14 protein-coding genes are annotated in these 22578 nt (G+C 62.5%); 5 read left to right on the plus strand and 9 right to left on the minus strand.

All coding sequences use genetic code 11. The annotated features are described in order from the left end of the window. Position 1 precedes the first annotated feature (1 nt). Positions 2 to 4738, plus strand: a complete 4737-nt coding sequence (locus LOY34_RS21315) for a hypothetical protein (RefSeq protein ID WP_258664001.1) — start codon at positions 2 to 4, stop codon at positions 4736 to 4738. 44 nt (positions 4739 to 4782) lie between these two features. On the opposite strand, the gene metE is transcribed toward LOY34_RS21315, so the two are convergent. After that, positions 4783 to 7092: a 5-methyltetrahydropteroyltriglutamate--homocysteine S-methyltransferase gene (gene metE / locus LOY34_RS21320; protein WP_195884877.1), complete on the minus strand. Its 2310-nt coding sequence runs from the start codon at positions 7090 to 7092 to the stop codon at positions 4783 to 4785. 110 nt (positions 7093 to 7202) lie between these two features. On the opposite strand from metE, the gene metR reads away from it, so the two are divergent. After that, positions 7203 to 8120 (plus strand): transcriptional regulator MetR, encoded by a 918-nt coding sequence (metR, locus tag LOY34_RS21325; RefSeq protein WP_045197692.1) that lies wholly within the window; start codon positions 7203 to 7205, stop codon positions 8118 to 8120. Positions 8121 to 8123: 3 nt separating this feature from the next. Here metR and LOY34_RS21330 read toward each other — a convergent pair whose 3' ends face one another. Together LOY34_RS21330 and LOY34_RS21335 are read right to left on the minus strand one after the other, a co-directional pair. Next, the gene (locus tag LOY34_RS21330; RefSeq protein WP_045197690.1) at positions 8124 to 8762 is read right to left on the minus strand and encodes a LysE family translocator; all 639 of its coding nucleotides are present in this window, start codon (positions 8760 to 8762) and stop codon (positions 8124 to 8126) included. Between the two features lie 22 nt (positions 8763 to 8784). Beyond that, positions 8785 to 9198: an NUDIX domain-containing protein gene (locus LOY34_RS21335; RefSeq protein WP_195884878.1), complete on the minus strand. Its 414-nt coding sequence runs from the start codon at positions 9196 to 9198 to the stop codon at positions 8785 to 8787. Positions 9199 to 9316: 118 nt separating this feature from the next. Between LOY34_RS21335 and LOY34_RS21340 the strand changes: the two genes are divergently transcribed. Next, positions 9317 to 13633 carry a DEAD/DEAH box helicase gene (locus tag LOY34_RS21340; RefSeq protein WP_195884879.1) on the plus strand — a complete coding sequence of 1439 codons (4317 nt, stop codon included), beginning with the start codon at positions 9317 to 9319 and terminating at the stop codon, positions 13631 to 13633. On the opposite strand, the gene LOY34_RS21345 is transcribed toward LOY34_RS21340, so the two are convergent. Then, positions 13626 to 13889, minus strand: coding sequence for a type B 50S ribosomal protein L31 (locus LOY34_RS21345; RefSeq protein ID WP_045197685.1), 264 nt, complete (start codon positions 13887 to 13889; stop codon positions 13626 to 13628). The genes LOY34_RS21340 and LOY34_RS21345 overlap by 8 nt on opposite strands. A 201-nt stretch (positions 13890 to 14090) precedes the next feature. On the opposite strand from LOY34_RS21345, the gene LOY34_RS21350 reads away from it, so the two are divergent. After that, positions 14091 to 15710 carry an FMN-binding glutamate synthase family protein gene (locus tag LOY34_RS21350; protein WP_195884880.1) on the plus strand — a complete coding sequence of 540 codons (1620 nt, stop codon included), beginning with the start codon at positions 14091 to 14093 and terminating at the stop codon, positions 15708 to 15710. A 12-nt stretch (positions 15711 to 15722) separates the two neighbouring features. Here LOY34_RS21350 and LOY34_RS21355 read toward each other — a convergent pair whose 3' ends face one another. The 3 genes from LOY34_RS21355 to LOY34_RS21365 are packed head-to-tail and all read right to left on the minus strand — an operon-like array spanning position 15723 to position 18572. Beyond that, entirely contained in the window at positions 15723 to 17249 is a 1527-nt protein-coding gene (locus tag LOY34_RS21355) for a glucosyltransferase domain-containing protein (RefSeq protein ID WP_230090893.1), read from the minus strand. Continuing rightward, positions 17236 to 18201: a glycosyltransferase family 2 protein gene (locus tag LOY34_RS21360; protein ID WP_195884881.1), complete on the minus strand. Its 966-nt coding sequence runs from the start codon at positions 18199 to 18201 to the stop codon at positions 17236 to 17238. Before LOY34_RS21360 ends, LOY34_RS21355 begins: the two co-directional genes overlap by 14 nt. After that, positions 18198 to 18572 carry a GtrA family protein gene (locus LOY34_RS21365; RefSeq protein ID WP_123564629.1) on the minus strand — a complete coding sequence of 125 codons (375 nt, stop codon included), beginning with the start codon at positions 18570 to 18572 and terminating at the stop codon, positions 18198 to 18200. Before LOY34_RS21365 ends, LOY34_RS21360 begins: the two co-directional genes overlap by 4 nt. Before the next feature lie 261 nt (positions 18573 to 18833). Here LOY34_RS21365 and LOY34_RS21370 point away from each other — a divergent pair, with 261 nt between their 5' ends. Further along, the gene (locus tag LOY34_RS21370) at positions 18834 to 19958 is read left to right on the plus strand and encodes an OpgC family protein (protein ID WP_258664006.1); all 1125 of its coding nucleotides are present in this window, start codon (positions 18834 to 18836) and stop codon (positions 19956 to 19958) included. A gap of 313 nt (positions 19959 to 20271) precedes the next feature. Here the strand turns inward: LOY34_RS21370 and LOY34_RS21375 are convergent, their stop codons facing one another. After that, positions 20272 to 20427 (minus strand): hypothetical protein, encoded by a 156-nt coding sequence (locus LOY34_RS21375; RefSeq protein WP_195884883.1) that lies wholly within the window; start codon positions 20425 to 20427, stop codon positions 20272 to 20274. 370 nt (positions 20428 to 20797) lie between these two features. Next, positions 20798 to 22219, minus strand: a complete 1422-nt coding sequence (locus LOY34_RS21380; protein ID WP_045197680.1) for an amino acid permease — start codon at positions 22217 to 22219, stop codon at positions 20798 to 20800. Positions 22220 to 22578: the final 359 nt, after the last annotated feature.

Consider the following 22578-nt stretch of genomic DNA (forward strand, 5'->3'; position numbering starts at 1 on the left):
TTTGAGCGCGCTGGACTTCAAGCCCGGCGAAGATATCCGCCAGTTTGGCGAACTTGCGCTGTCGATGGTCCACTGGGTCGATACTCAGCAGCGCAGTTCAAGCATCTTCAGCCTGCCGCCTGCCCTTGAATCCACCGACAGCGAAGACGCCTCGCAGCGTTCGCTCTACGACTTTGGCAGCTTGAACCTCGACATCCCTTATTCCATCCGCCTGCAACAGATCAACACCCAGCGGGCACTGATGGCCAGCATTGCCGAAACCGATCTGCAAGCGCTCAAGGATCATCAGCAAACTCTTGGCGATGCCTGCCAACAAGCGGAACAGGCCATTGAGCAGCAACTGAAGGCCGACACCTGGCACCAGGAGCAATCCCCCGCCGCCAATGCTGCGCTGCTCCAGGCGCATTACCACGGCTTGCGCGCCCACGCGCGCTTTCAGAACCTGCTGGGGCAAATCGATAACGAAGAGTTGAGGTGGCTCGAAAGCCTTCTCGATCAACCCGACACCTTCCCGCGCCTGGGCTCCAGTATTGTCGCGGCGCATCCAGTGCTCAACACAACGTCGATGGACAATGGCGTCCAAATCTCTACCAGCACCACCCTCAATGATTGCCTGGTCGTGACCCTGCAGGACGGTGACAACCCGCAGAGCCTGCTGCTGTACTGGCCGGGTGAAGCCGGCGGGCTGCTACGCTGCGCCAACCAAGCGGAACTGACCCGCTGCTTCGCCATCAACGATCAGAGCGAGCAGTCACTGAGCCTGAGCCCGGTGACCGGCGATGTCCTGGCCGTGGTTCTGGCCCACCATTTAAGCCAGGCCAAGACTGCGCTGACCACCGAGGAGGCGCCCGCGGCGGTGAAAGAAGCACTGGCCCGGCGCCTGCAGGTCCCCCGCCACGCCGCGCGCGAGTACGCGTTCAACCTGATCCAGGAACAGGAAACCAGTGCCACGTTGACGGGCGCTCCCCTGAACTGGCTGGACAAGTTGTCGGCCAGCGATCGCGCGATGCTCAAGGCCGGCACCCTCGGCTTCATCGCGGCGATGCACCGGGCCCAGGCCCTGGTCGCCCGCGACCTGCCCCACCGCGAACTGTTCTGCCGCCAGCTCATCAGCCAACGCCTGAAGCAGGACTTCCCTGGCTACGACGACAGCCCCATCACCCTCTACCTGCCAGAGAGCACCTCGTGGGTGCCCATTGTGGTTGACAGCACCAGCCCCCAGGGCATTGCCACCAAGCCGACGCTCAAGGCCAGCAACAAATGGGTCGACCTGACGCTGGATGCCTTGTTGCTGGACAACATCGACGAGGCCATGGAAGAGCGTCTGAGCTTTCTCAAGCTGAAGCTCAACACATCGAATCAGGCGCTTGTTCAACAGCTCAAGGACAGCATCGACAAAACCTACCTGAGCGGCCTGGCCACCGACCTTGACCTGGCCCAGCAATACGAAAACAAGATCACCGAGGCGTATCGGGGCACTCACGAAGGCGCTTTTTCCCGGGCCTATCGGCGTCAATGCCTGGGTGAACCTTTCCGCCAGATGCTCATCATGCATAGCGCCCACGCCAGGGCCAAGGGCGAGCTGGACGACAGGGGCCAGACGATCTTCAATATCGCCATCGACGCCGACAGCAAAGCGGCCTACCAAGCCGACGGCCATGATATTGAACTGATTTCTGCCCGGCTGACCGCAGGCGGCGAAGACACCGACAGCTACGGCACTACGCTGTCCGGGGTCACCTTCATCAGCGATCAGAACAGCGGCATCACCGTACTCTACCGACCCGAGCATCCCACCCGCCTGGTACGCCAGTACAGCAGCCTGGAAGCGGCCCGTTCCGGCTTGTATGACCTGAGCAAGCAGAGCGGCGAAATCGACTACCTGGCCGGGCGCGCCTTGCTGGGCAACCCGGACGCACACCGATCGCGGATGCGCCAGGCCATCGAACATCGCTTCGACGGCATTATTGGCCTGGGCACGACATGGCCCTCGACCACCTCACTGGCCCAGCACCTACTCGACGCCCAGGGTGGCCGCATTCTCGAAGCCCATCGCGCCACCTCGCGCTCGAACCGCGACCTGTGGCTGGAAAACTTCGCCTACCAAAGCGGCATGATCTTTAACTACATCAAGATGGCGCTGGGCTTCATTCCGGTAATCGGGACCGTCGTCGCCGTCTACGACTTCTTTGAAGCCAGTGCCCGACTGGTCAGCGCATTGCGCCAGGATGAGGTGTACAAGGCGCTGGAGGCGCTGCAACAAGTGCTGCTGGCTTTCGTCGATGCTGCCATCGACCTCGCGCCCGGCCTGCCCCTCAAGGCCCTGAGCGCCCGTCAGCTGACCCGCCAGCGTCAGTTGCAACTGTTGCAAGCAGGCCCGGCGGCGGGCTTTGCGCCCGGCAGCGCCCAACGCCTGTCGCGCTTTGAAGGTTACGAATACCAGACGCCGTTGTCGCTGGCCGGGATCGAGCCGGGGCGCCACGGCAGGTACAAAGGCATCTACCAGCACGCCAAAGGCGACTTCATCCTGGTGGGCGACCGCCCCTGCCAGGTGCAATGGCTGGAGACGGAACACACCTGGCGTCTGCGTGGCACACAGTTCAAGACCTGGCGGAAAAATATCGCGCTGAATGAAAACGGCCAGTGGGACACCCATTTCGCGCTGTATGGCGTGCACCTGCGCGGCGGCGGTGCAGGCGGCGGGCAGGTACTTGGACATCTGGCCGATCAGTTGGACCCGTATTGGCCAGCGGCTGTTCGTGAGCGGCTGCCACGAATCTGGGTAGACCGTCACTATCGGCTCCAGCTGAGGCTGACTACTGAATGCCTGGAGAATGAAGTTCAGCTTCAAACCGCATTGCAACGTACCAACACTGCGTTCGATGCGTACGAGAGAGCCGCCCCAGAAGCCCAACAGGCTTTGCTTGAAACAATGAAAGCAAACTGCCGGGCAGACGTAACTGGGGCAGAAAAAGCCTATAACGCGTGGGACGAGTTGCAAAAAATCAGTCTCAGGGCAGAGAGGCAAAAGGCCCTGACACAAAAGGTGCGTCTTGCCAGAGTTGCGTGTGATCGAACCCTGAACGTGATCGACCTGGCCAGAAAGGCGGCGTTGCGAAACCTACATGAATCACTGCTCATTCGCGCAAGGCTAAGGGGGCTGAATGATCTTGTCGATCAGGCTCCCCTGTTGCGGCAACTGCGAAGCAAATCGCTGAAGGTCGTGGAGTACAAGCAACAGATGCTTGAGCAAAAGAAGGAACTCGACACCTGGTTCCAACGGGTAACTGCTCCAGCTCAACCTCAAGTAAGAAGCCGCGCGGCCGACTTCAAAAAACAGCTGGCAGACATCAAGTCCGAGTTTGTCGAACGCATCAGGACCGTTGAAAGCCTTGATGACAACCCCGCCCTTTTCTTCACACGACTGGATGAGGCCAATAGCCAGTTCAAAGAAAAACTCTCACACTTGGCGGCACGCTTTGAAGGTACCGCACGGTACCTGCAAGATGTAGCAGGCCATGAGCTCCTGAAAACTTCGTACAGTCGGCTGGATAGAAACTTCAATGACTCATTCTTCACCTTCCATAACACCCCGCACCTGATAGTCCTGGCACAAAAGTACGCCAATACTTCTGTCATCGCAGATTTCTATACAGGGCGATTACGAACCATCGAAGACGAAGTGCACCTGATCCAGGCGACCTTGTCGGAGTTGCAAGCAGTCCCCAACAGTGCGGTTCAACGCCGTGCGATACAGACCGAAGCCCAGCGTATCTACCGCCAATACAAACTTGAACTGCAAAGCACCAACGCCAGCTTTCCGGAACTGTTTGACGAGCACTACCTGGGGAAGCTGTACGACAATCTCGACAAGTTGATCCTGCAGAGCGACAAGGCGGTCCAGCGTTTGCCCGGCCTACGCCCTAACCGTGGACAAAACAGCAGTCCGCGCCTGTTCCAGGCAGAGGACAACCACTACTACATTGGCGATTACACTCCGGCCAGCGGCAATGCTCCCGAACTGATTACCGTGCATAGTGCTGAAGGTAGTGTCGTCAGGCGCTTTGAATCTGTGGGTGAACGGTGGCGGCCACAGGCGCCGGCAACGCCGGCACGACCGCATGAACTGCGCGACCTCAAGCAGACGGCAACCCAGTTGATTGAGGATCTGGACAGCTTCCGTCGACGGGTACGCGGCTACATCAAACCCGACACCCTGCCGGCAGACCTTGAAGACATGATGATCGCCAAGGCCAACGAGCTGCAAAACTGCGCGACCCGAATCGAAGCGATAGGCGGCAACGCGGCGGATACGACAGCGCTGCGCACCCAGGCGGCAGGATTGCGCCAGGAAGGCGTCCAACTGCGCATCGAACAGATCAAGGTCAGCCCTCGTCCCAATGAAGGCCATCTTGCCTACCTGGATGGTCTGCAACAGATCGGCATTCGCAAACTGGGGGAACGCCAGATGCTCAAAGCCCGCGACTACCTGCAGGAGTACGAGATTCGCGACCTGCAGTCAGCCGGCGAGCCTGTGCTGTGGTACGCCCACTTCCACTACCGTGGCCTGGATACACCGTTCGAGAACTTCAATGCCGCCCATCTCAAACGGGCCGTGGACCGCAAAAAGGGGCCTGAGTGGCAGCAGGCCCAGGCAAGCGCCGGGAGCACGCCAGAAGAGATCTGGCGTGGCGTGATTCGCCCAGACACAGCAACCCGCTATTTCGCAAATCTGTAGTGGCTAGTCGCGACGGCGAGCCAAGAGGCTCGCCGTTGCTGGTTTCATGCCAGTTCGCTGCGCAGTTGTCGCGCTGCCGCGACCATATTGATTAACGCAGCTTCAGTCTCCGGCCAGGCACGGGTCTTCAGGCCGCAGTCCGGGTTGACCCACAGGCGTTCAGCCGGGATGCGCTTGACCGCCTTTCTCATCAATTTGACCATCTCGGCCGTGTCCGGCACCCGCGGTGAGTGGATGTCGTAGACGCCCGGGCCGATGTCGTTGGGGTAGTCGAAAGCTTCGAAGGCCTCCAGCAACTCCATGTCCGAACGTGAAGTCTCGATGGTGATGACGTCGGCGTCCATGGCCGCGATCGCTTCGATCACATCGTTGAACTCGCTGTAGCACATGTGGGTGTGGATCTGGGTTTCATCGCGCACGCCGCTTGAGCACAGGCGGAAGGCTTCCACCGCCCAACCCAGGTATTGCTGCCATTGCGCCCGGCGCAGCGGCAAGCCTTCACGGAACGCGGCTTCGTCGATCTGCACGATCTTGATGCCGGCGGCTTCCAGGTCCTGCACTTCGTCACGAATGGCCAGCGCCAGTTGCTCGGCCTGGACCTTGCGCGACACGTCTTCGCGCGGGAACGACCACATCAGCATGGTCACCGGGCCCGTCAGCATGCCCTTCATGACCTTGCTGGTCAGGCGCTGGGCGTATTCGATCCAGGCCACGGTCATGGCCTGCGGACGGCTGAGGTCGCCGTAGATGATCGCAGGCTTTACGCAACGCGAGCCGTAGCTCTGCACCCAGCCAAAGCGGGTGAAGGCATAGCCGTCCAGTTGCTCGGCAAAGTACTCGACCATGTCATTGCGCTCGGCTTCACCGTGCACCAGCACGTCCAGGCCCAGGCGCTCCTGGACCTGCACGGCATGGCGAATCTCGCTGTGCATGGCATCGGTGTAATCGTTGGCCGAGAGCTTGCCCTGCTTAAAGGCCTGACGCGCCAGGCGGATCGCCGAGGTCTGCGGGAAAGAACCGATGGTGGTGGTCGGGAATGCCGGCAGTTGCAGGCGCTGACGCTGGGCTTCGATACGCTGGGCGAAGGCCGACTGACGCCGGCTGTCGGCAGCGGTGACGGCGGCCAGGCGCGCCTGGACCTGCGGCTTGTGAATGCGTGGCGACTCGGCACGGCTTTTCTGTACCGCGCGGCTGTGGCTCAGGGCGTTTTGTACTGCTGGCAGGTGCGGGGTATCCAGGGCCTTGGCCAGCACGGCGATCTCTTCACACTTTTGCACGGCGAAGGCCAGCCAGCTTTTCAGCTCGGCATCGAGCTTGTCTTCACGGGAGAGGTCCACGGGACTGTGCAGCAACGAGCAGGAACCGGCGACCCAGAGGTTGGCACCGAAGCGCTGCTGGGCTTGTTGCAGCTGCTCCAGGGCCTTGTCCAGGTCGCAGCGCCAGACGTTGCGGCCGTTGACCACGCCCAGCGACAGTACCTTGTAGGTTGGCAGGCGATCGAGCACGGCCGGCAGTTGTTCCGGGGCGCGCACCAGGTCGATGTGCAGGCCATCCACCGGCAGGCCGACGGCCAGGCCGAGGTTGTCTTCCAGGCCACTGAAGTAGGTGGCGACCAGTTTCTTCAGGGGCGAGTACTGGAGGATGTGGTAGGCACGTTCGAAGGCGTTCTTCCATTCCTGCGGCAGGTCCAGGCCAAGGATCGGCTCGTCGATCTGCACCCACTCCACACCCTGGCGCGACAGGCGGCTGAGGATTTCACCGTACACTGGCAGCAGGCGCTCAAGCAGGTCGAGCTTGTCGAACTCGCCGCCCTTGGCCTTGCCCAGCCACAGGTAGGTCAGCGGGCCGATCAGCACCGGTTTCACCGCGTGGCCGAGGGCCTGGGCTTCGGCGACTTCTTCGAACAGTTGCTCCCAACTGAGCAAAAAGCGCTGGTCAGCACTGAATTCCGGGACCAGGTAGTGGTAGTTGGTGTCGAACCACTTGGTCAGCTCTTGCGCATATTGCGTCTGGCCGTGGCTGGCACCGCAGCAGTTGCTGGCGCCACGGGCCATGGCGAACAGGGTATCGAGGGTCGGCAGGCCGTTATCACCGGTAACCTGGGCGAAGCGCTCGGGAATTGCACCGAAGGTCAGCGAGTGAGTCAGCACCTGGTCGTACCAGGCAAAGTCGCCAACCGGCAGCAGCTCGATCCCGGCGTCTTTCTGCACCTGCCAGTGACGGGCACGCAGTTCGCGGCCAACGGCTTCAAGGCCGGCCTGATCGAGATCGCCTTTCCAGTAGGCTTCTTGTGCTTTTTTCAGTTCGCGGTCAGCGCCGATGCGCGGGAAACCAAGGTTGTGGGCCAGTGCCATGAGAAAACGTCCTCCCTGTAAAAGATGACGCTATTGTCGACAGTCAGACCAACATGAGACAAACTCAATAAATTCGTGTTCATCTCAAAGTTTACTCATGGAGCCCCTCGGTGCTGGAAATTCGCCACCTGAAAACCCTGCACGCCTTGCGCGAAGCCGACAGCCTGGTCGAGGCCGCTGAACGCCTGCACCTGACCCAGTCGGCACTGTCCCATCAGTTCAAGGAGCTCGAGGAGCGCCTGGGCATGCCGCTGTTCATGCGCAAGACCAAGCCGCTGCGTTTTACCAGCGCCGGCCTGCGCCTGCTGCAGCTGGCCGATGCCACCCTGCCATTGTTGCGCGGCGCCGAGCGTGACATCGCCCGCCTGGCCGGCGGCACTGCCGGGCGCCTGCACATGGCCATCGAGTGCCATAGTTGCTTCCAGTGGCTGATGCCGACCATCGACCAGTTCCGCGATGCCTGGCCGGAGGTCGAACTGGACCTGGCCTCGGGCTTTGCCTTCGCCCCGCTGCCGGCGCTGGCCCGCGGCGACCTCGACCTGGTGGTGACCTCCGACCCGCTGGAGCTCAGCGGCATCACCTACGTGCCGCTGTTTACCTACGAAGCCATGCTCGCCGTGGCCAACCAGCACCCGTTGGCGCACAAGCCGTACATGGTGCCGGAAGACCTGGCCACGGAAACCCTGATCACCTACCCGGTAGAGCGTGACCGCCTGGATATCTTCACCCGCTTCCTGGAGCCGGCCGACGTCGAGCCCGCGCAGGTGCGCACGGCCGAATTGACGGTGATGATGATGCAACTGGTGGCCAGCGGCCGCGGGGTCTGCGGCATGCCACACTGGGCCTTGCACGAGTACAGTTCGCGCGGCTACGTGAAGGCCAAGCGCCTGGGCGAGAAAGGCCTGTTCGCCACACTCTACGCGGCGGTGCGCAGCGACATGCTCGATGCGCCGTACATGCGCGATTTTCTGCTGACCGCCAAGGACACCTCGTTCTCGACCCTCGATGGCGTCAGCGCGGTACGCTGAGCCTTACACCGCCCGGCGTTGCTCCTGCACCAGGCGCAACGCCAGGCCGGCCAGGACGAAACCCATCACGTAGCGCTGCAGCATCAGCCACAGCGGGTAGCGCACAAACCAACCGGCGATGCCGGCGGCGAACAATGCGATCAGCAGGTTGACCGAAAAGCTTACGGCGATCTGGGTCAGGCCCAGGGCCAGGCTCTGGAGCAGCACCGAGCCGTTTTCCGGCGAGACGAACTGCGGCAGCACCGAGAGGTAGAACACCGCCACCTTGGGGTTGAGCACGCTGGTCAGAAAACCCATCAACACCAGTTTGCGCGGTGAGTCCGGCGCCAGCTCGCGAGGCTCGAACGGCGAACGGGCACCCGGCTTGACCGCCTGCCAGGCCAGCCACAGCAGGTAACCGGCACCGGCCCATTTGAGCAGGTCGTAGGCCAGCGGCACGGCCATGAACAAGGCGGTCAGGCCAATGGCAGCGGCCGTCATGTGCACCAGAAAACCGCCGACCACCCCCAGCAGCGACGTCACCCCGGCCATGCGGCCCTGGCAGATCGAACGGGAAATCAGGTAGATCATGTTCGGCCCGGGGGTGAGCACCATCAGCAGCGCGGCGCCGATAAACAGCAGCCATTCATGGGTGGGGATCATCGGCATTCCTTTGCAAGTGAGATCAGGCAGGTGCTGTAGTTAACTGCCGGTACAGCGGCAGAATCAAGTCCCGTGTGAGCGGAGCCAGCTCGAGGGTCAGTTGCTTGCGTGCCGAGACCCACACCACTTCTTCGATTTCCGCAGCGGGCTCGACCGGCATGGCGGTGTGCACCTTGAAAATCTCGGCCTGGACGACAAAACCCGGCTCGTTGGCGGCCGGGGCACTGAACTGCCCCAGGTACTCGGCGTCCTGCGCCTCGATCGCCAGGCCCAGCTCCTCGAACAGCTCTCGGGCCAGGGCGCTGACCGGCTGCTCGTCGGTCTCGATCTTGCCGCCAGGCTGCATGAACGCCTGGGTACCGCGCTTGCGCACCAGCAGGGTACGGCCTTGCGGGTCAAGCAGGAGGGCGGCGGCGATGCGGATGGTTTTGCTCATGGGACGCTCGTGAACAGGAAAGCGCGCAAGGATCACATGTTGGCAGGTGCCTTTCAATCCTGGGCCGGTTTGACGAACGCCCCTTGCAAGCCCGCGCCATTGGCCGCATAAACAGGCCATGAACCTACCCGCCTGCAAGCACCCGGAACTGGACGCCTTCCACCCCGCGGTCCGCACCTGGTTCGAGCGCCAGTTCCCGACGGTCACCGCCGCCCAGGCCCGAGCCTGGCCGTTGATCGGCAGCGGGCAATCGTTGTTGGTGGCAGCGCCTACCGGCTCGGGCAAAACCCTCACTGCCTTCCTGGCCATCCTCGACGAGCTGTTCGTGCAGGGCCTGGCCGCCGGCCAGTTGCCGGACCAGACCCAGGTGGTCTACGTCTCGCCACTCAAGGCGCTGTCCAACGATATCCAGATCAACCTGCAGGCGCCGCTGGCCGGGATCAACGCGGTACTGGCCGAGCAAGGCCTGGCGCCGCTGGAAATCCGCACGGCGGTGCGCAGCGGCGATACCCCGCAAAAAGAACGCACAGCCATGCGCCGCCAGGCGCCGCATATTCTGGTGACCACCCCCGAATCGCTGTATGTGTTGCTCGGCTCGGCCTCCGGGCGCCAGGGCCTGGCCAGCGTGCACACGGTAATCGTCGACGAAATCCACGCCCTGGCCGGCAACAAGCGCGGCAGCCATCTGGCCCTGAGCCTGGAACGCCTTGAAGCGCTGTGCGGGCGGTCACTGCGGCGCATCGGCCTGTCGGCCACGCAACGCCCGGTCGAGCGCGTGGCGCAGTTTCTGGTGGGCCAGGGGCGCGAGTGCGCGATTGTCGATATCGGCCATGCCCGCCCCCGCGACCTGGGCCTGGAAGTGCCGCCGGTGCCGCTTGGCGCGGTGATGGCCACGGATGTCTGGGGCCTGGTCTACGATCGCCTGGCGGCCTTGGCCCGCGAGCACCGCACCACCCTGGTGTTCGTCAACACCCGGCGCCTGGCTGAGCGCCTGACCCGCCATTTGAGTGAACGCCTGGGCCGCGACGCCGTGGCCGCGCACCACGGCAGCATGGCCAAGGAGTACCGCCTGGACGCCGAGCAACGGCTCAAGCGTGGTGAGCTGCAGGTCCTGGTGGCCACCGCCTCGCTGGAGCTGGGCATTGATATCGGTGAGGTCGAGCTGGTCTGCCAGATCGGCTCGCCCGGCTCGATTGCCGCGTTTTTGCAAAGAGTCGGGCGCTCCGGGCACCAGGTCGAAGGCACGCCCAAGGGCCGGCTGTTCCCGCTGTCGCGCGATGACCTGATCGAATGCGCAGCGTTGCTCGATTGCGTACGGCGCGGCGAGCTCGATCGCCTGCAGGTGCCGCAGGCACCGCTGGACGTTTTGGCGCAACAGATCGTCGCCGAAGTCAGCAGCCAGGAATGGCATGAACAGGCGCTGTTCGACTGCCTGCGCCGGGCCATGCCCTACGCCGAGCTGGATCAAGGCCACTACCAGGCGCTGCTGCGCATGCTCGGCGAAGGCTTCAATGGTCGCCAGGGTATCCGCAGCGCCTATCTGCACCGAGATGCGGTCAACGGTACCCTGCGCGGGCGCCGTGGCGCGCAACTGACGGCGCTGACCAGCGGCGGCACCATCCCCGATAACGCCGACTACAGCGTGGTGCTCGAACCGCAGAGCCTGAACATCGGCACGGTCAACGAAGACTTCGCGGTGGAAAGCATCGCTGGCGATATCTTCCAGCTGGGCAACGCCTCTTACCGCATCCTGCGCGTGGAAAGCGGCCGGGTGCGGGTCGAGGACGCCAAGGGCCTGCCGCCGAGCATCCCGTTCTGGCTCGGTGAAGCGCCGGGGCGCAGTGACGAGTTGTCGGCAGGCGTGGCACGCTTGCAAGGCGAGATCGACCAGCGCCTGGGCGCTGCCGACGGCCAGTTGCAACCGCTGCTCGACTGGCTGACGACCGAGCTGAGCCTGGGCCTGGACAGCGCCGAGCAGTTGCTTGAATACCTGGCCCATACTCGCCAGGTGCTCGGCGCCCTGCCCTCGCAGCAAACCCTGGTGATGGAGCGTTTTTTCGACGAGTCCGGCGGCACCCAGCTGATCATCCACTCACCGTTCGGCAGCCGCATCAACCGCGCCTGGGGCCTGGCCCTGCGCAAGCGCTTCTGCCGTACCTTCAACTTCGAGCTGCAGGCGGCGGCCAGCGAAGATGCGATTGTCCTGTCGCTGTCGGCCAGCCACAGCTTTGCCCTCGAAGAAGTCTGGCGTTACCTGCACAGCAACAGCGCCGAGGCGGTGCTGATCCAGGCCCTGCTCGATGCGCCGCTGTTCGGCGTACGCTGGCGCTGGAATGCCGGCACCGCGCTGGCCCTGCCGCGCTTTGTCGGCGGGCGCAAGGTGGCGCCGCAAATCCAGCGGATGAAAAGCGAAGACCTGATAGCCGCAGTGTTCCCCGACCAGATCGCCTGCCTGGAAAACCTCGCCGGCGAGCGGCAGATTCCCGATCACCCACTGGTCGAGCAGACCCTCGACGACTGCCTGCACGAAGCCATGGACAGCGAAGGCTGGCTGGCGCTGCTGCGGCGTATCGAACACGGCCAGATCACGCTGATTGCCCGTGACCTGCCCGCGCCTTCGCCGCTGGCCTCGGCCATTCTCAACGCCCGGCCCTATACCTTCCTGGATGATGCGCCGCTAGAAGAACGACGCACCCAGGCCGTACTCAATCGCCGCTGGAACGAGGCGCAAAGCAGCGATGACCTCGGCGCGCTCGACCCGCAGGCCATCGCCGCCGTACAAAGCGAGGCTTGGCCGACGCCCACCCGCAGCGATGAAATGCATGAGGCTCTGATGAGCCTGGCCTGCATCAGCCAGGCCGAAGCCGAGGCCAATGACGGCTGGCAAGAGTGGCTGGCGGCGCTGGGCAATGAAGGCCGCGCCTGCCGCCTGCAACTGAGCGGTGGCCAAGCATTGTGGCTGGCCCGCGAACGCCTGATGCTGCTGCGCGCCCTGTACCCAAACGCGCCCCTGACACCCGACGTCAGAGCCCTGCCCGGCTTTGATCAGGCCATGGACGCCGAAGCCGCATTGGTCGAGCTGCTGCGCGCACGCCTGAGCGGCTTCGGCCCGCTGACGACCGAGCAGATTGCCGCGCCGCTGCAACTGCCGGTCAGCGCCATCGAGCAGGCCCTGGCCCGCCTGGAAGGCGAAGGCTACGTGATGCGCGGCTACTACTTTCAAGCAAATCAGCAACCGAACCAGCAACCGGGCCAGCAGGCGCTGCAATGGTGCGAACGGCACCTGCTGGCGCGGATTCATCGCTACACCATCAAGCGCCTGCGCCGGGAAATCGAACCGGTCAGCCTGCAGGACTTCACCCGCTTTCTGTTCGACTGGCAGCACCTGGCACCCGGCTCGCGCCTGCAAGGCCAGGCCGCGCTGAGCGCCGTGCTCGATCAGTTCGAAGGTTACCCGGCAGCGGCAGCGGCCTGGGAAAGCGACCTGCTGCCCACCCGGCTCAAGGACTACAGCCCGCGCTGGCTCGACGAAGCCTGCCGCGCCGGCAAATATGCCTGGGCGCGCCTGGCCCCGAGCGCCGCGGCGAGCACCCTGCGCAGCACGCCGCTGGTGCTGTTGCCACGCCCCCGCCTGGGCTTGTGGCGGGCCCTGAGCCCGGCGCTGGACAGCAGCGAACTGGGCCTGCGTGCCCAACGCGTACACACGGTGTTGAGCGAACACGGCGCATTGTTCTTCGATGAGCTGGTGCACGACGCCCACCTGCTGCCCAGCGAACTGGAAAACGCCTTGCAAGAGATGGTGGCCGCCGGTTTGATCAGCGCCGACAGCTTTGCCGGCCTGCGTGCACTGATTACCCCGGCGAGCAAACGCCAGGGCCGTAGCCATCGCCGCGGTCGCGGGCCATTGTTCGGCGGTATGGAAGACGCCGGGCGCTGGGCGCTGTTGCGCAAACCCACTGCCAAGCGTGACGAGGACCTTGAACACATCGCCCGCACCTTGCTGCGCCGCTATGGCGTGATGTGCTGGCGCTTGCTGGATCGCGAGGCCGACTGGCTGCCCAGCTGGCGCGAGCTGCTGCGCTGCTACCACCGCCTGGAAGCCCGCGGCGAAATCCGTGGCGGGCGCTTTATCAGCGGCCTGGCCGGCGAGCAGTTCGCCCTGCCTGAGGCCGTGGCACTGCTGCGCGAAGTGCGCCGGCGCCCGCTCGATGGCAGCCTGGTGGCGATCAGCGCCAGCGACCCGCTGAACCTGGTTGGCACCCTGCTGCCGGGCAGCAAGGTGCCTGCAGTCAGCGGCAATCGCCTGCTTTATCGCGATGGTGTGCCGGTGGCGATGCTGATTGCCGGCAAGCTCCAGTTCAATGCAGAAGATGAATTGGCGGCGCATGGCGAATGGCGCGAGCGCCTGATCCGCGATGCTGCTCTGGTCACTTGACCTGCGGCGCGGCGAACCCGGCAAAGCGCTTGTTGAAACCGGCCACCCGGCCTTCGACCGTGGTCTTGCGCTGCTGCCCGGTATAGATCGGATGCGAAGCGCTGGAAACATCCAGGGCCACGTAGGGGTAGGTTTTGCCGTCGCTATGGGTGTGGCTGCGGTCAGTGTCGACGGTCGAGCCGATCAGGAAGTACACATCGGCGGCAGTGTCGTGGAACAGCACGGGGCGATAGTCGGGGTGAATGCCGGGTTTCATGGCCAAGCCTCTTGGGAAAATTAACGAACAAGATCTGATACTATATAACATATCAATTGCTCGCAAATACAAATGATTTTCGATTCCAAGATGAAGCTTGCAGCCCTTGCGCGCTGCGGGCTGGCGCTGGAAACCCCAACCGGGCTAAGGTCGGGGTTTGTCCAGGCCCTGAGCCTGACCGTGCCATCGCAAGGAAACCGTATGAGCCTGTCACTTCTCAGCCGCTACGCCTTCTTCGCTGCCTGTGTGTTGTTCACCCTGGTCAGCCTGCCCTTCCTCCACCACGAATGGCTGTGGCCGTTCACCCTGGTCACCGCCGTGCTCAGCCTGATCGGCCTTGGCGACCTGCTGCAAAGCCGTCACGCGGTGCGCCGCAACTACCCGATCCTGGGCAATATCCGCTACCTGGTCGAAGGCATTCGCCCGGAAATCCGCCAGTACTTACTTGAAGCCGACAGCGATGCCCTGCCGTTTTCCCGGGCGCAGCGCTCGCTGGTGTATGCGCGGGCCAAGAACGAAGCTTCGGACAAGCCTTTCGGCACCCTGATCGACGTGTACCAGTCCGGTTTCGAGTTCATCGGCCACTCCATGCGCCCGGCGCCGCTCAGCGACCCGTCGAGCTTTCGGGTAATCGTCGGCGGCCCGCAGTGCACGCAGCCCTACTCGGCGTCGGTGTTCAATATCTCGGCGATGAGCTTCGGCTCACTCAGCGCCAACGCCATCCGTGCCCTGAACCAGGGCGCCAAGCTGGGCAACTTCGCCCACGACACCGGTGAAGGCAGCATCAGCCCCTACCACCGCGAGCACGGTGGCGACCTGACCTGGGAACTGGGCAGCGGCTACTTTGGCTGCCGCACCTCGAACGGGCGCTTTGACCCCGAGCGCTTTGCCGAGCAGGCGCGCAACCCGCAAGTGCGGATGATCGAAATCAAGATGAGCCAGGGCGCCAAACCCGGCCACGGCGGCATCCTGCCCAAGCACAAGGTCACCCGCGAAATCGCCGAAACCCGCGGGGTGATGATGGGTGAAGACTGCATCTCGCCGTCACGCCACAGCGCGTTCTCTACCCCGATCGAGATGATGCAGTTCATCGCCCAATTGCGTGAACTGTCAGGTGGCAAACCGGTGGGCTTCAAGTTCTGCCTCGGCCACCCCTGGGAGTTCATGGGCATCGCCAAGGCCATGCTGGAAACCGGCATCCTGCCTGACTTCATCGTCGTCGACGGCAAGGAAGGCGGCACCGGCGCGGCGCCAGTGGAGTTTACCGACCATATCGGCGTGCCACTGCGCGAAGGCCTGCTGTTCGTGCACAACACCCTGGTGGGCCTGAACCTGCGCGACAAGATCAAGCTCGGCGCCAGCGGCAAGATCGTCAGCGCCTTCGACATCGCCAGCGTCCTGGCCATCGGCGCCGACTGGGCCAACTCGGCGCGCGGCTTCATGTTCGCCATCGGCTGCATCCAGTCGCAAAGCTGCCACACCAACAAGTGCCCGACCGGCGTTGCCACCCAGGACCCGCTGCGCCAGCGCGCCCTGGTGGTGCCCGACAAGGCCCAGCGGGTGCACAATTTTCACCACAACACCCTCAAGGCCCTGGCTGAAATGCTCGCCGCCGCCGGCCTCGATCACCCCTCGCAACTGCAAGCCAAGCACCTGGTGCGGCGCATCTCGGCCACCGAGATCAAGCTGTTCTCGCAGATGCATGTGTTCCTCAAGCCGGGTGAATTGCTCAACGGCGAGGTCAACGGCGAGTTCTATTCGCGGATGTGGCAGATGGCGCGGGCGGACAGCTTCGAGCCGCAAGAGGTGGTGGCGGCCTGAAAATCGGTAACGCTAGGGGACGCGGGGCCAGTTGTGATTGTAGTTTTCATCTTCCAGGATGGGCTTCATGACAATGAAGCCCTGCTCACCGGTGACGTAGATCGAATAGAACCGGTTGTCCACCAGCGGCGCGCCCACGCCCCCTGCCGCCACCAACCGCTCAAAGTCCGAGCGTTCACCGCCAATGACATTATTGATCCCCAGCCGGGGAAAAAACTGCGCATGCAACACCGAATTGGAGCCGCTGAGGATGTATCTCAGTAGCGGCATGTGGGTGATGGCGCCATGTCCTCTGGGCAACCAGTTACCGTCACCGGGTGCCCTCAGGTAGGTGTACCTGTTTACGTCGCGCAGCTCACTGCGTGATACCAGGTCATTGGCAATGTAGTGCGCCATGGCTGATTCAAGTTCTTTCTTGGCGATGATCACCTGGCCATAGGCATAGCTGAAGGCAAACATGAACAGCGTTGGCAAGATCAACAGCCAGCGCAATCCCGGCCAGACCCGCCCCAGCAACTCGTGACTGAACAACAACAGTAAAACCAGCACTGGCGAAAAGCCGATGAAGTTTCGAGCCTCAAGGTTGGGCTCGGCAAGAAACAGCATCATGCCCGGCACACTCCAGACCAGGGCCACCGGGCTGAGCAGGTACAGCAGCGCAACGCCAAACCTGGCGGACGCCCGCCCGTGCATCTGGCGAATGTTTCCCATGAGCAATACAAAACCGGCACCTGCCCCCAATAGCAGGGCAAGCGTCAGCACATTGCCCGCAGAGGCCATCAGCAAGCCCAGCATCTGCATTGAAACGCACAACTTCTGCCACACCACACCGAGCCACTGCTGATCAACGGGCAGGTGGCTGCCGCGGGTATCGACAGCCAGTGGGTAGGCGGTAAGAAAATACATGAGGCCACCGACTACCAGTTGCACAAGCCGCTCCACAAGCATCACCAGCACTGCCTGGAGCGCAACCTTGTCTCTTACCCCGCGGATGAACTCGACAATGCACAAGCCAATAAACAGGCTGATGCTCAGTTGATATAGGCTCAGCGTTACGGCAATCAACAGGGCCGCCAGCAGCGTGCGAATAGTGCGATGTTCAACCCGGCAGGTTATTGCATAGATCACCGCGACCAGCGCCAGCACCATCCCCGGACCGTCGTATTGATAGGTCAGATTGCCGAGGAAAAACGGATTGCATAGCACTGGCAGGATCACCAGGCAGCTGGTAATCCCGGGGCGAGGAAACAGCCACAACGTCAGGCGCGCCATGGCCATGGCCAGGGCAACAATGCTGATCACCAAGGGCATCGGGAAGATATTGATCGTTGCCTGGCTGAAGGTCAGTACCTTGTACAGCCACTCGAGCAGAATTCTGCCTTGATTGCGCCAGGCGTCCTGGGCCTGCAGCAACGCCCGCCAGTTGTCATCCACATAGGCGTAGTCGGCATGAACAATGGGAAACACGTAAGCCAGGGACAGAACAATAAAAAACAACAGCACCTGTTGGGGGCTTAACACCCGTTCACTCGCCAACACGCTTGGCCCCCTTTCGATAGCTCGTGCCATTGGCCCTGACGATCTCTTTGACCACATACCGGGGTCGATGCTTGGCCTCCATGTAGATACGGCCGATGTACTCCCCCAATATGCCGATACCGATCAGTTGCACCCCGCCCAGAAACAGTATCGCTGTCATCAATGACGGATATCCGGGGACCTCATTGCCGAACAGGAGCTTGTCCACTACCAGATAGCCGGCGTACAGCAAGGCCAACAACGAGATGCAGGCGCCGACGTAACTCCACAGGCGCAAAGGCCAGGTGCTGAACGAGGTTATACCGTCCAGCGCCAGGTTCCACAGCCGCCAGGCGTTGAACTTGCTGCGCCCCACCGCCCGCGGCGCGCGGTCGTATTCGACGATGGCGACGTTGAACCCCGCCCACGACAGCACCCCTTTCATGAACAACTGCTGCTCGGGGAGGGTCTTGATCACGTCCACCACCTTGCGGTCCATCAAGCGGAAATCGCCGACGTTTTCTTCAATGTGGGTGTAGGCGATGCGGTTGAGCAGGCGATAGAACAGCGAGGCGCTGCGACGCTTCAGGTAACCATCGCTGGAGCGATCCCGGCGCTTGGCCAGGACCACGTCGGCACCGTCGCGCCACGCGTCGATCAACTGCGCAACCACCGCTACCGGGTCTTGCAGGTCAACGTCCATGGGCACCACGGCGTCACCGCTGGCGTACTCCAGGCCGGCAAACAATGCCGGTTCCTTGCCGAAGTTGCGCGAGAAGTTGATCAGCACCACGTCCCTGTCCGCCAGCGCCAGTGAACGGGCGACCTCAGCGCTGCGGTCACTGCTGCCGTCGTTGATGAAGACGATTTCAACGCAGTGTGCCTGCAACGAGGGTTCCTGACGCACAGCCTGGTAAAACAGTCTGAGTGCCTGTTCTTCGTTGAACACCGGCACAATCAGCGAGACGTTCATGACTCGGCCCCATGAAACACCAGCCACTTGGCCAGCAGGAAGCCGCAGGTCAGGCTGATCAGGGAAAAGATCACCACCGTGATCATCCCGTGCAGCCGCCAGTGGTCGCCCAGCCAGCCCACCGCCAGGCTGACCGTGCCCAGACACAACATGAACAGCAGGTAGCGGCCGATCGAGGGCGGCACGGCAAAGGTGTAGAGTGCATTGACGTAGTAGGAAAGGCTCGCTGCAACACAAAACGCCAGCAGGTTGCTCAGGGCCTGGCTCAGGTCGAACTCGACCCGCAGGACGAAAAACAGCTGCCAATGAACCAGAGTATTGGCGATGCCAATCACGCTGTAGGTGGAAAATCCTTTCCATATGCTGGCCATTGCCTGTCACGCCTCGCTGACCGTTGCGCCTGGGCTCAGCAGGCCACGCCATTGGCGGTTCGTCTACTGATACTAATGACAGGAACGGACGATTTACGACCAACGGTCTGTTGCTCAAGGGACAATCGAGACATCCGGTAATACGCAACTTTTGCAATTCGCTGCCAATACCGCCACCCTGCCCCCCGCCCGACGTGCGGCGCGTGTTTTTGCCGGCGTCTGCCTGTCACTATTAAACCCACTGTTCAAGAGCCCGCTGCCATGCTTAACGGACGCGACCCGCGCATCGATTTCTTTCGAGGCCTGGCGTTGATCTTCATTTTCTGGGATCACGTCCCCCACAACCCTTTAGGCCAGATCACCCTGCGTAACATCGGCTTCAGCGATGCCGCCGAGGTTTTCGTCTTCCTTGCCGGCTACGCTGCAGTGCTGGCCTACGGCAAGGTGCTGCAGCGCGACGGTTATCTGATCGCCTGCGTGAAAATCCTGCGCCGCACCTGGGTGCTGTATGTGGTGCATATCTTCCTGCTGGCGATGCTGATGGGCATCGTGTTCTTTGCCAACAGCCATGTAGAAACTCGCGACCTGGTCCAGGAAATGGGTCTTACCCACTTCGTCACCAACCCTCAGCAAGCCCTGACCGACGAGCTGCTGTTGCGCTTCAAACCCAACCTGATGGACCCGCTGCCGCTGTACATCGTGCTACTGGCCGGCCTGGCGCTGGGGCTGGGGCTGCTGATGCGCAACACCCTGACGGTGGTCGGTGTATCGATGGCGGTGTACCTGGCGGCCCCCGGCATGGGCTGGAACCTGGCGAATTTTTCCGATGGCGTGTGGTACTTCAACCCGGTCACCTGGCAGTTCCTGTTCGTGCTGGGCGGCGCCGCGGCGTTGTACGGGCAGCAGGCGCGGCCAGCACAAACCCGACCGTTGCGCCGCCAGCCACTGTTCCTGGCAGCTGCCGCCTATTCGCTGACAGCCGGCCTCATTACCCTGTCCTGGCGCTGGCCAGAGATTCACGATGCGTGGATGCCGGCCAGCCTCAACAACCTGCTGTACCCGATCAGCAAGACCGACCTGTCGCCGGTGCGCTTGCTGCACTTCCTGGCCCTGGCCTACGTCACCGCCAAGCTGCTGCCCGGCAGCGGCTGGACGCAGAACTGGCCGGCGCAGCAAACCGGGCGCATGGGCCGCTATTCGCTTGAAGTATTCTGCCTGGGGGTGCTGCTGGCGCCGCTGGCGGACATGATCAATGCCATGGCCGGCGATGCCTTTGCCATGCAGGTATTCACCGCCCTGGTGGGCGTCGCGATCATGGCCCTGCTCGGCGCCTGGCTGGACTTCAACAAGCGCCTGACCCAGCCGATGCGGGCGGTTGCTACCTGATTCGCGCAGGTAAAAAAAAGGTTCTTCACGGAATCCCGGGGGGCTATGATTCTTGGGTTGGGTTGCGGGCTTATCCATTCGGTGTGGCGCCGCTGTCGGCCCCTTCCGCCCTTACGGCGGGTCCCTTTTGTTCTTGGCAAAAGGAACCAAAACCGCTCGCTCCAGCATACGGCCCTACGCTGCGCTCCGGGTTCCTTCGCTACGGTGCCTTCCAGGGGCATCGCGGCCTACGACTTGCTACGCAAGTCTACATCTCGCGACTTCGGCTTAGGCCGAAGGGTGCTACGCACCAGCCCCCTCCAGACACCTACGCTCAGCCTACTGAAGTCGCGAAGTTACGGGCGGCGCCTGCACTGACGTATCTGCGAAAGCAGATGTTGGCGAAGCCATGCTGACGCAGGAGCGGGACGAGCCCGCTGATAAAACGAGCACCAACTTGTTTGGTCTTGATCTTGATCTTGATGTTCATGCACGTACTTCCAGGCGCCGCGAAAAGCGACTTCAGGAGGCCGAGCGTAGGTGCCTGGAGGGGCGGTGCGCAGCACCTTCGGCGGCAGCCGAAGACGCGAGATGTAGACTTGCGAAGCAAGTCGTAGGCCGCGATGCCCCGGAAGGTGCCGTAGCGAGGGAACCCGAAGCGCAGCGTAGGGCCGTATGCAGGAGCAAGCGGTTTTGCCTACCTTTTCCCAAGAGAAAAGTAGGCCGCCGTAAAGGCGGAAGGGGCCAGCAGCAGCCCCACACTGAATGGATAAACTCGCAGCCTCAACATCCCAACCCGGGACAGTGAGCCAAAAAAAAGCCCGTATCCAAGGATACGGGCTTTTTTATTTACGCGAGGATCAGGACGCCGAACTTGCCGCGCGCTGTTCCACGCTGTTTGGCGACAGCTTGAACACGTAGTACAGCACGGTCAGCATCACCAGGAACGCCGGGCCGATGTACAGGGCTACGCGGGTTTCCTCGAAGTAGGCCATCAGGCCGACCACCAGGATCAGGAACGCCAGCGCCAGGTAGGAGCTCAGCGGCCACAGCCACATGCGGTACTTCAAGGCAGCGCGCTCGGCGTTGCTCAGGCCGGCGCGGAACTTCAGCTGGGCCAGGAGGATCATCACCCAGGTCCAGATCGCGCCGAAGGTGGCAATGGCGGTTACCCAGACGAAGACTTTCTCCGGCACCAGATAGTTGGCCAGCACGCCCAGCAGCAAGGCTGCGATCGACAGCAGCAAGGCATTGCGCGGTACGCCGTTGCTCGAGGTGCGGGCAAAGGTGGCCGGCGCCTGGCCGTTCTGCGCCAGGCTGTAGAGCATGCGCCCGGTGCTGAAGATGCCGCCGTTGCACGACGACAGCGCGGCAGTGATCACCACGAAGTTGATGATACCGGCAGCAGTCTTGATGCCCAGCCGCTCGAAGGTCATCACGAACGGGCTGCCCTGGCTGCCGATTTCGTTCCACGGGTAGATCGACAGGATCACGAACAGGGCGCCGACGTAGAACAGCAGGATGCGCCAGAACACCGAGCCGATGGCCTGGGGAATGGTCTTTTGCGGGTTGCGCGCTTCACCGGCGGTCAGGCCGATCATCTCGACGCCCAGGTAGGCGAACATCACCATCTGCAGCGACATCAGCACGCCGGTCACGCCATTGGGCATGAAGCCGCCGTTGCTCCAGAGGTTGGAGATGCCCATGGCCACGCCATCGTTGCCGAAACCGAAGGCGATGATGCCGACGCCGCCCAGGACCATGGCGATGATGGTGACGATCTTGATCAGGGCGAACCAGAACTCGAACTCACCGAAGGCCTTGACCGCGATCAGGTTGATCGCGCCCATGCTGCCCAGAGCCGCCAGGGCCCAGATCCAGCGCGGCACTTCCGGGAACCAGATGCCCATATAGATGGCCACCGCGGTGATTTCCGCCACGCAGGTCACCAGCCACAGGAACCAGTAGTTCCAGCCGGTGAGAAAACCCGCCAGCGGGCCGAGGTAGTCTTGGGCGTAGCGGCTGAACGAGCCGGCTACCGGGTTGTGCACGGCCATCTCGCCAAGGGCGCGCATGATCACCAGGATCGCCAGACCGCCAATGATGTACGACAGCATGATGGCCGGACCGGCCATTTCGATGGCCTTGGCCGAACCGAGGAACAGGCCGACACCGATACAGGCGCCCAGCGCCATCAGGCGAATGTGGCGTTCGCCGAGTTCTCGCTTGAGTGGGCCGCCCTGGGCGGTCTCACCATGAGAAGGGTGGTTGCCGACTGGCATAGAAATACAACCTCATTTTGTTATTGGATATGACCATTCGTGCAGGCCTGGCACCGCCGATAGGCTGGATGCGCTGCCTCGCCGGGCACCACCTTGTGAGCGGACCCGTCTGCCGGGTGTGCAAAACCGGCAGAGCGAAAGGGGCGAGCAGTATAGAAAGGCCCCTGCAGGGCATTTCACTGTATAAAGCGCGATATTTGGCGAGAACTCTCGGCAAAAACCGCTTCTACGGAGGGGCATTCCCCGTGCTAGAGCCTCTGCAGGAAACAGGGCGGCTAACATAGCACCAAAACGGGGCAATTCAAGCTCCACCAAAGGCGCATTTCTGACACGTTTTTAGGAAATGCCCGGCAACTGAC

It is taken from the genome of Pseudomonas sp. B21-009 (assembly GCF_024749345.1).
Taxonomy (GTDB): domain Bacteria; phylum Pseudomonadota; class Gammaproteobacteria; order Pseudomonadales; family Pseudomonadaceae; genus Aquipseudomonas.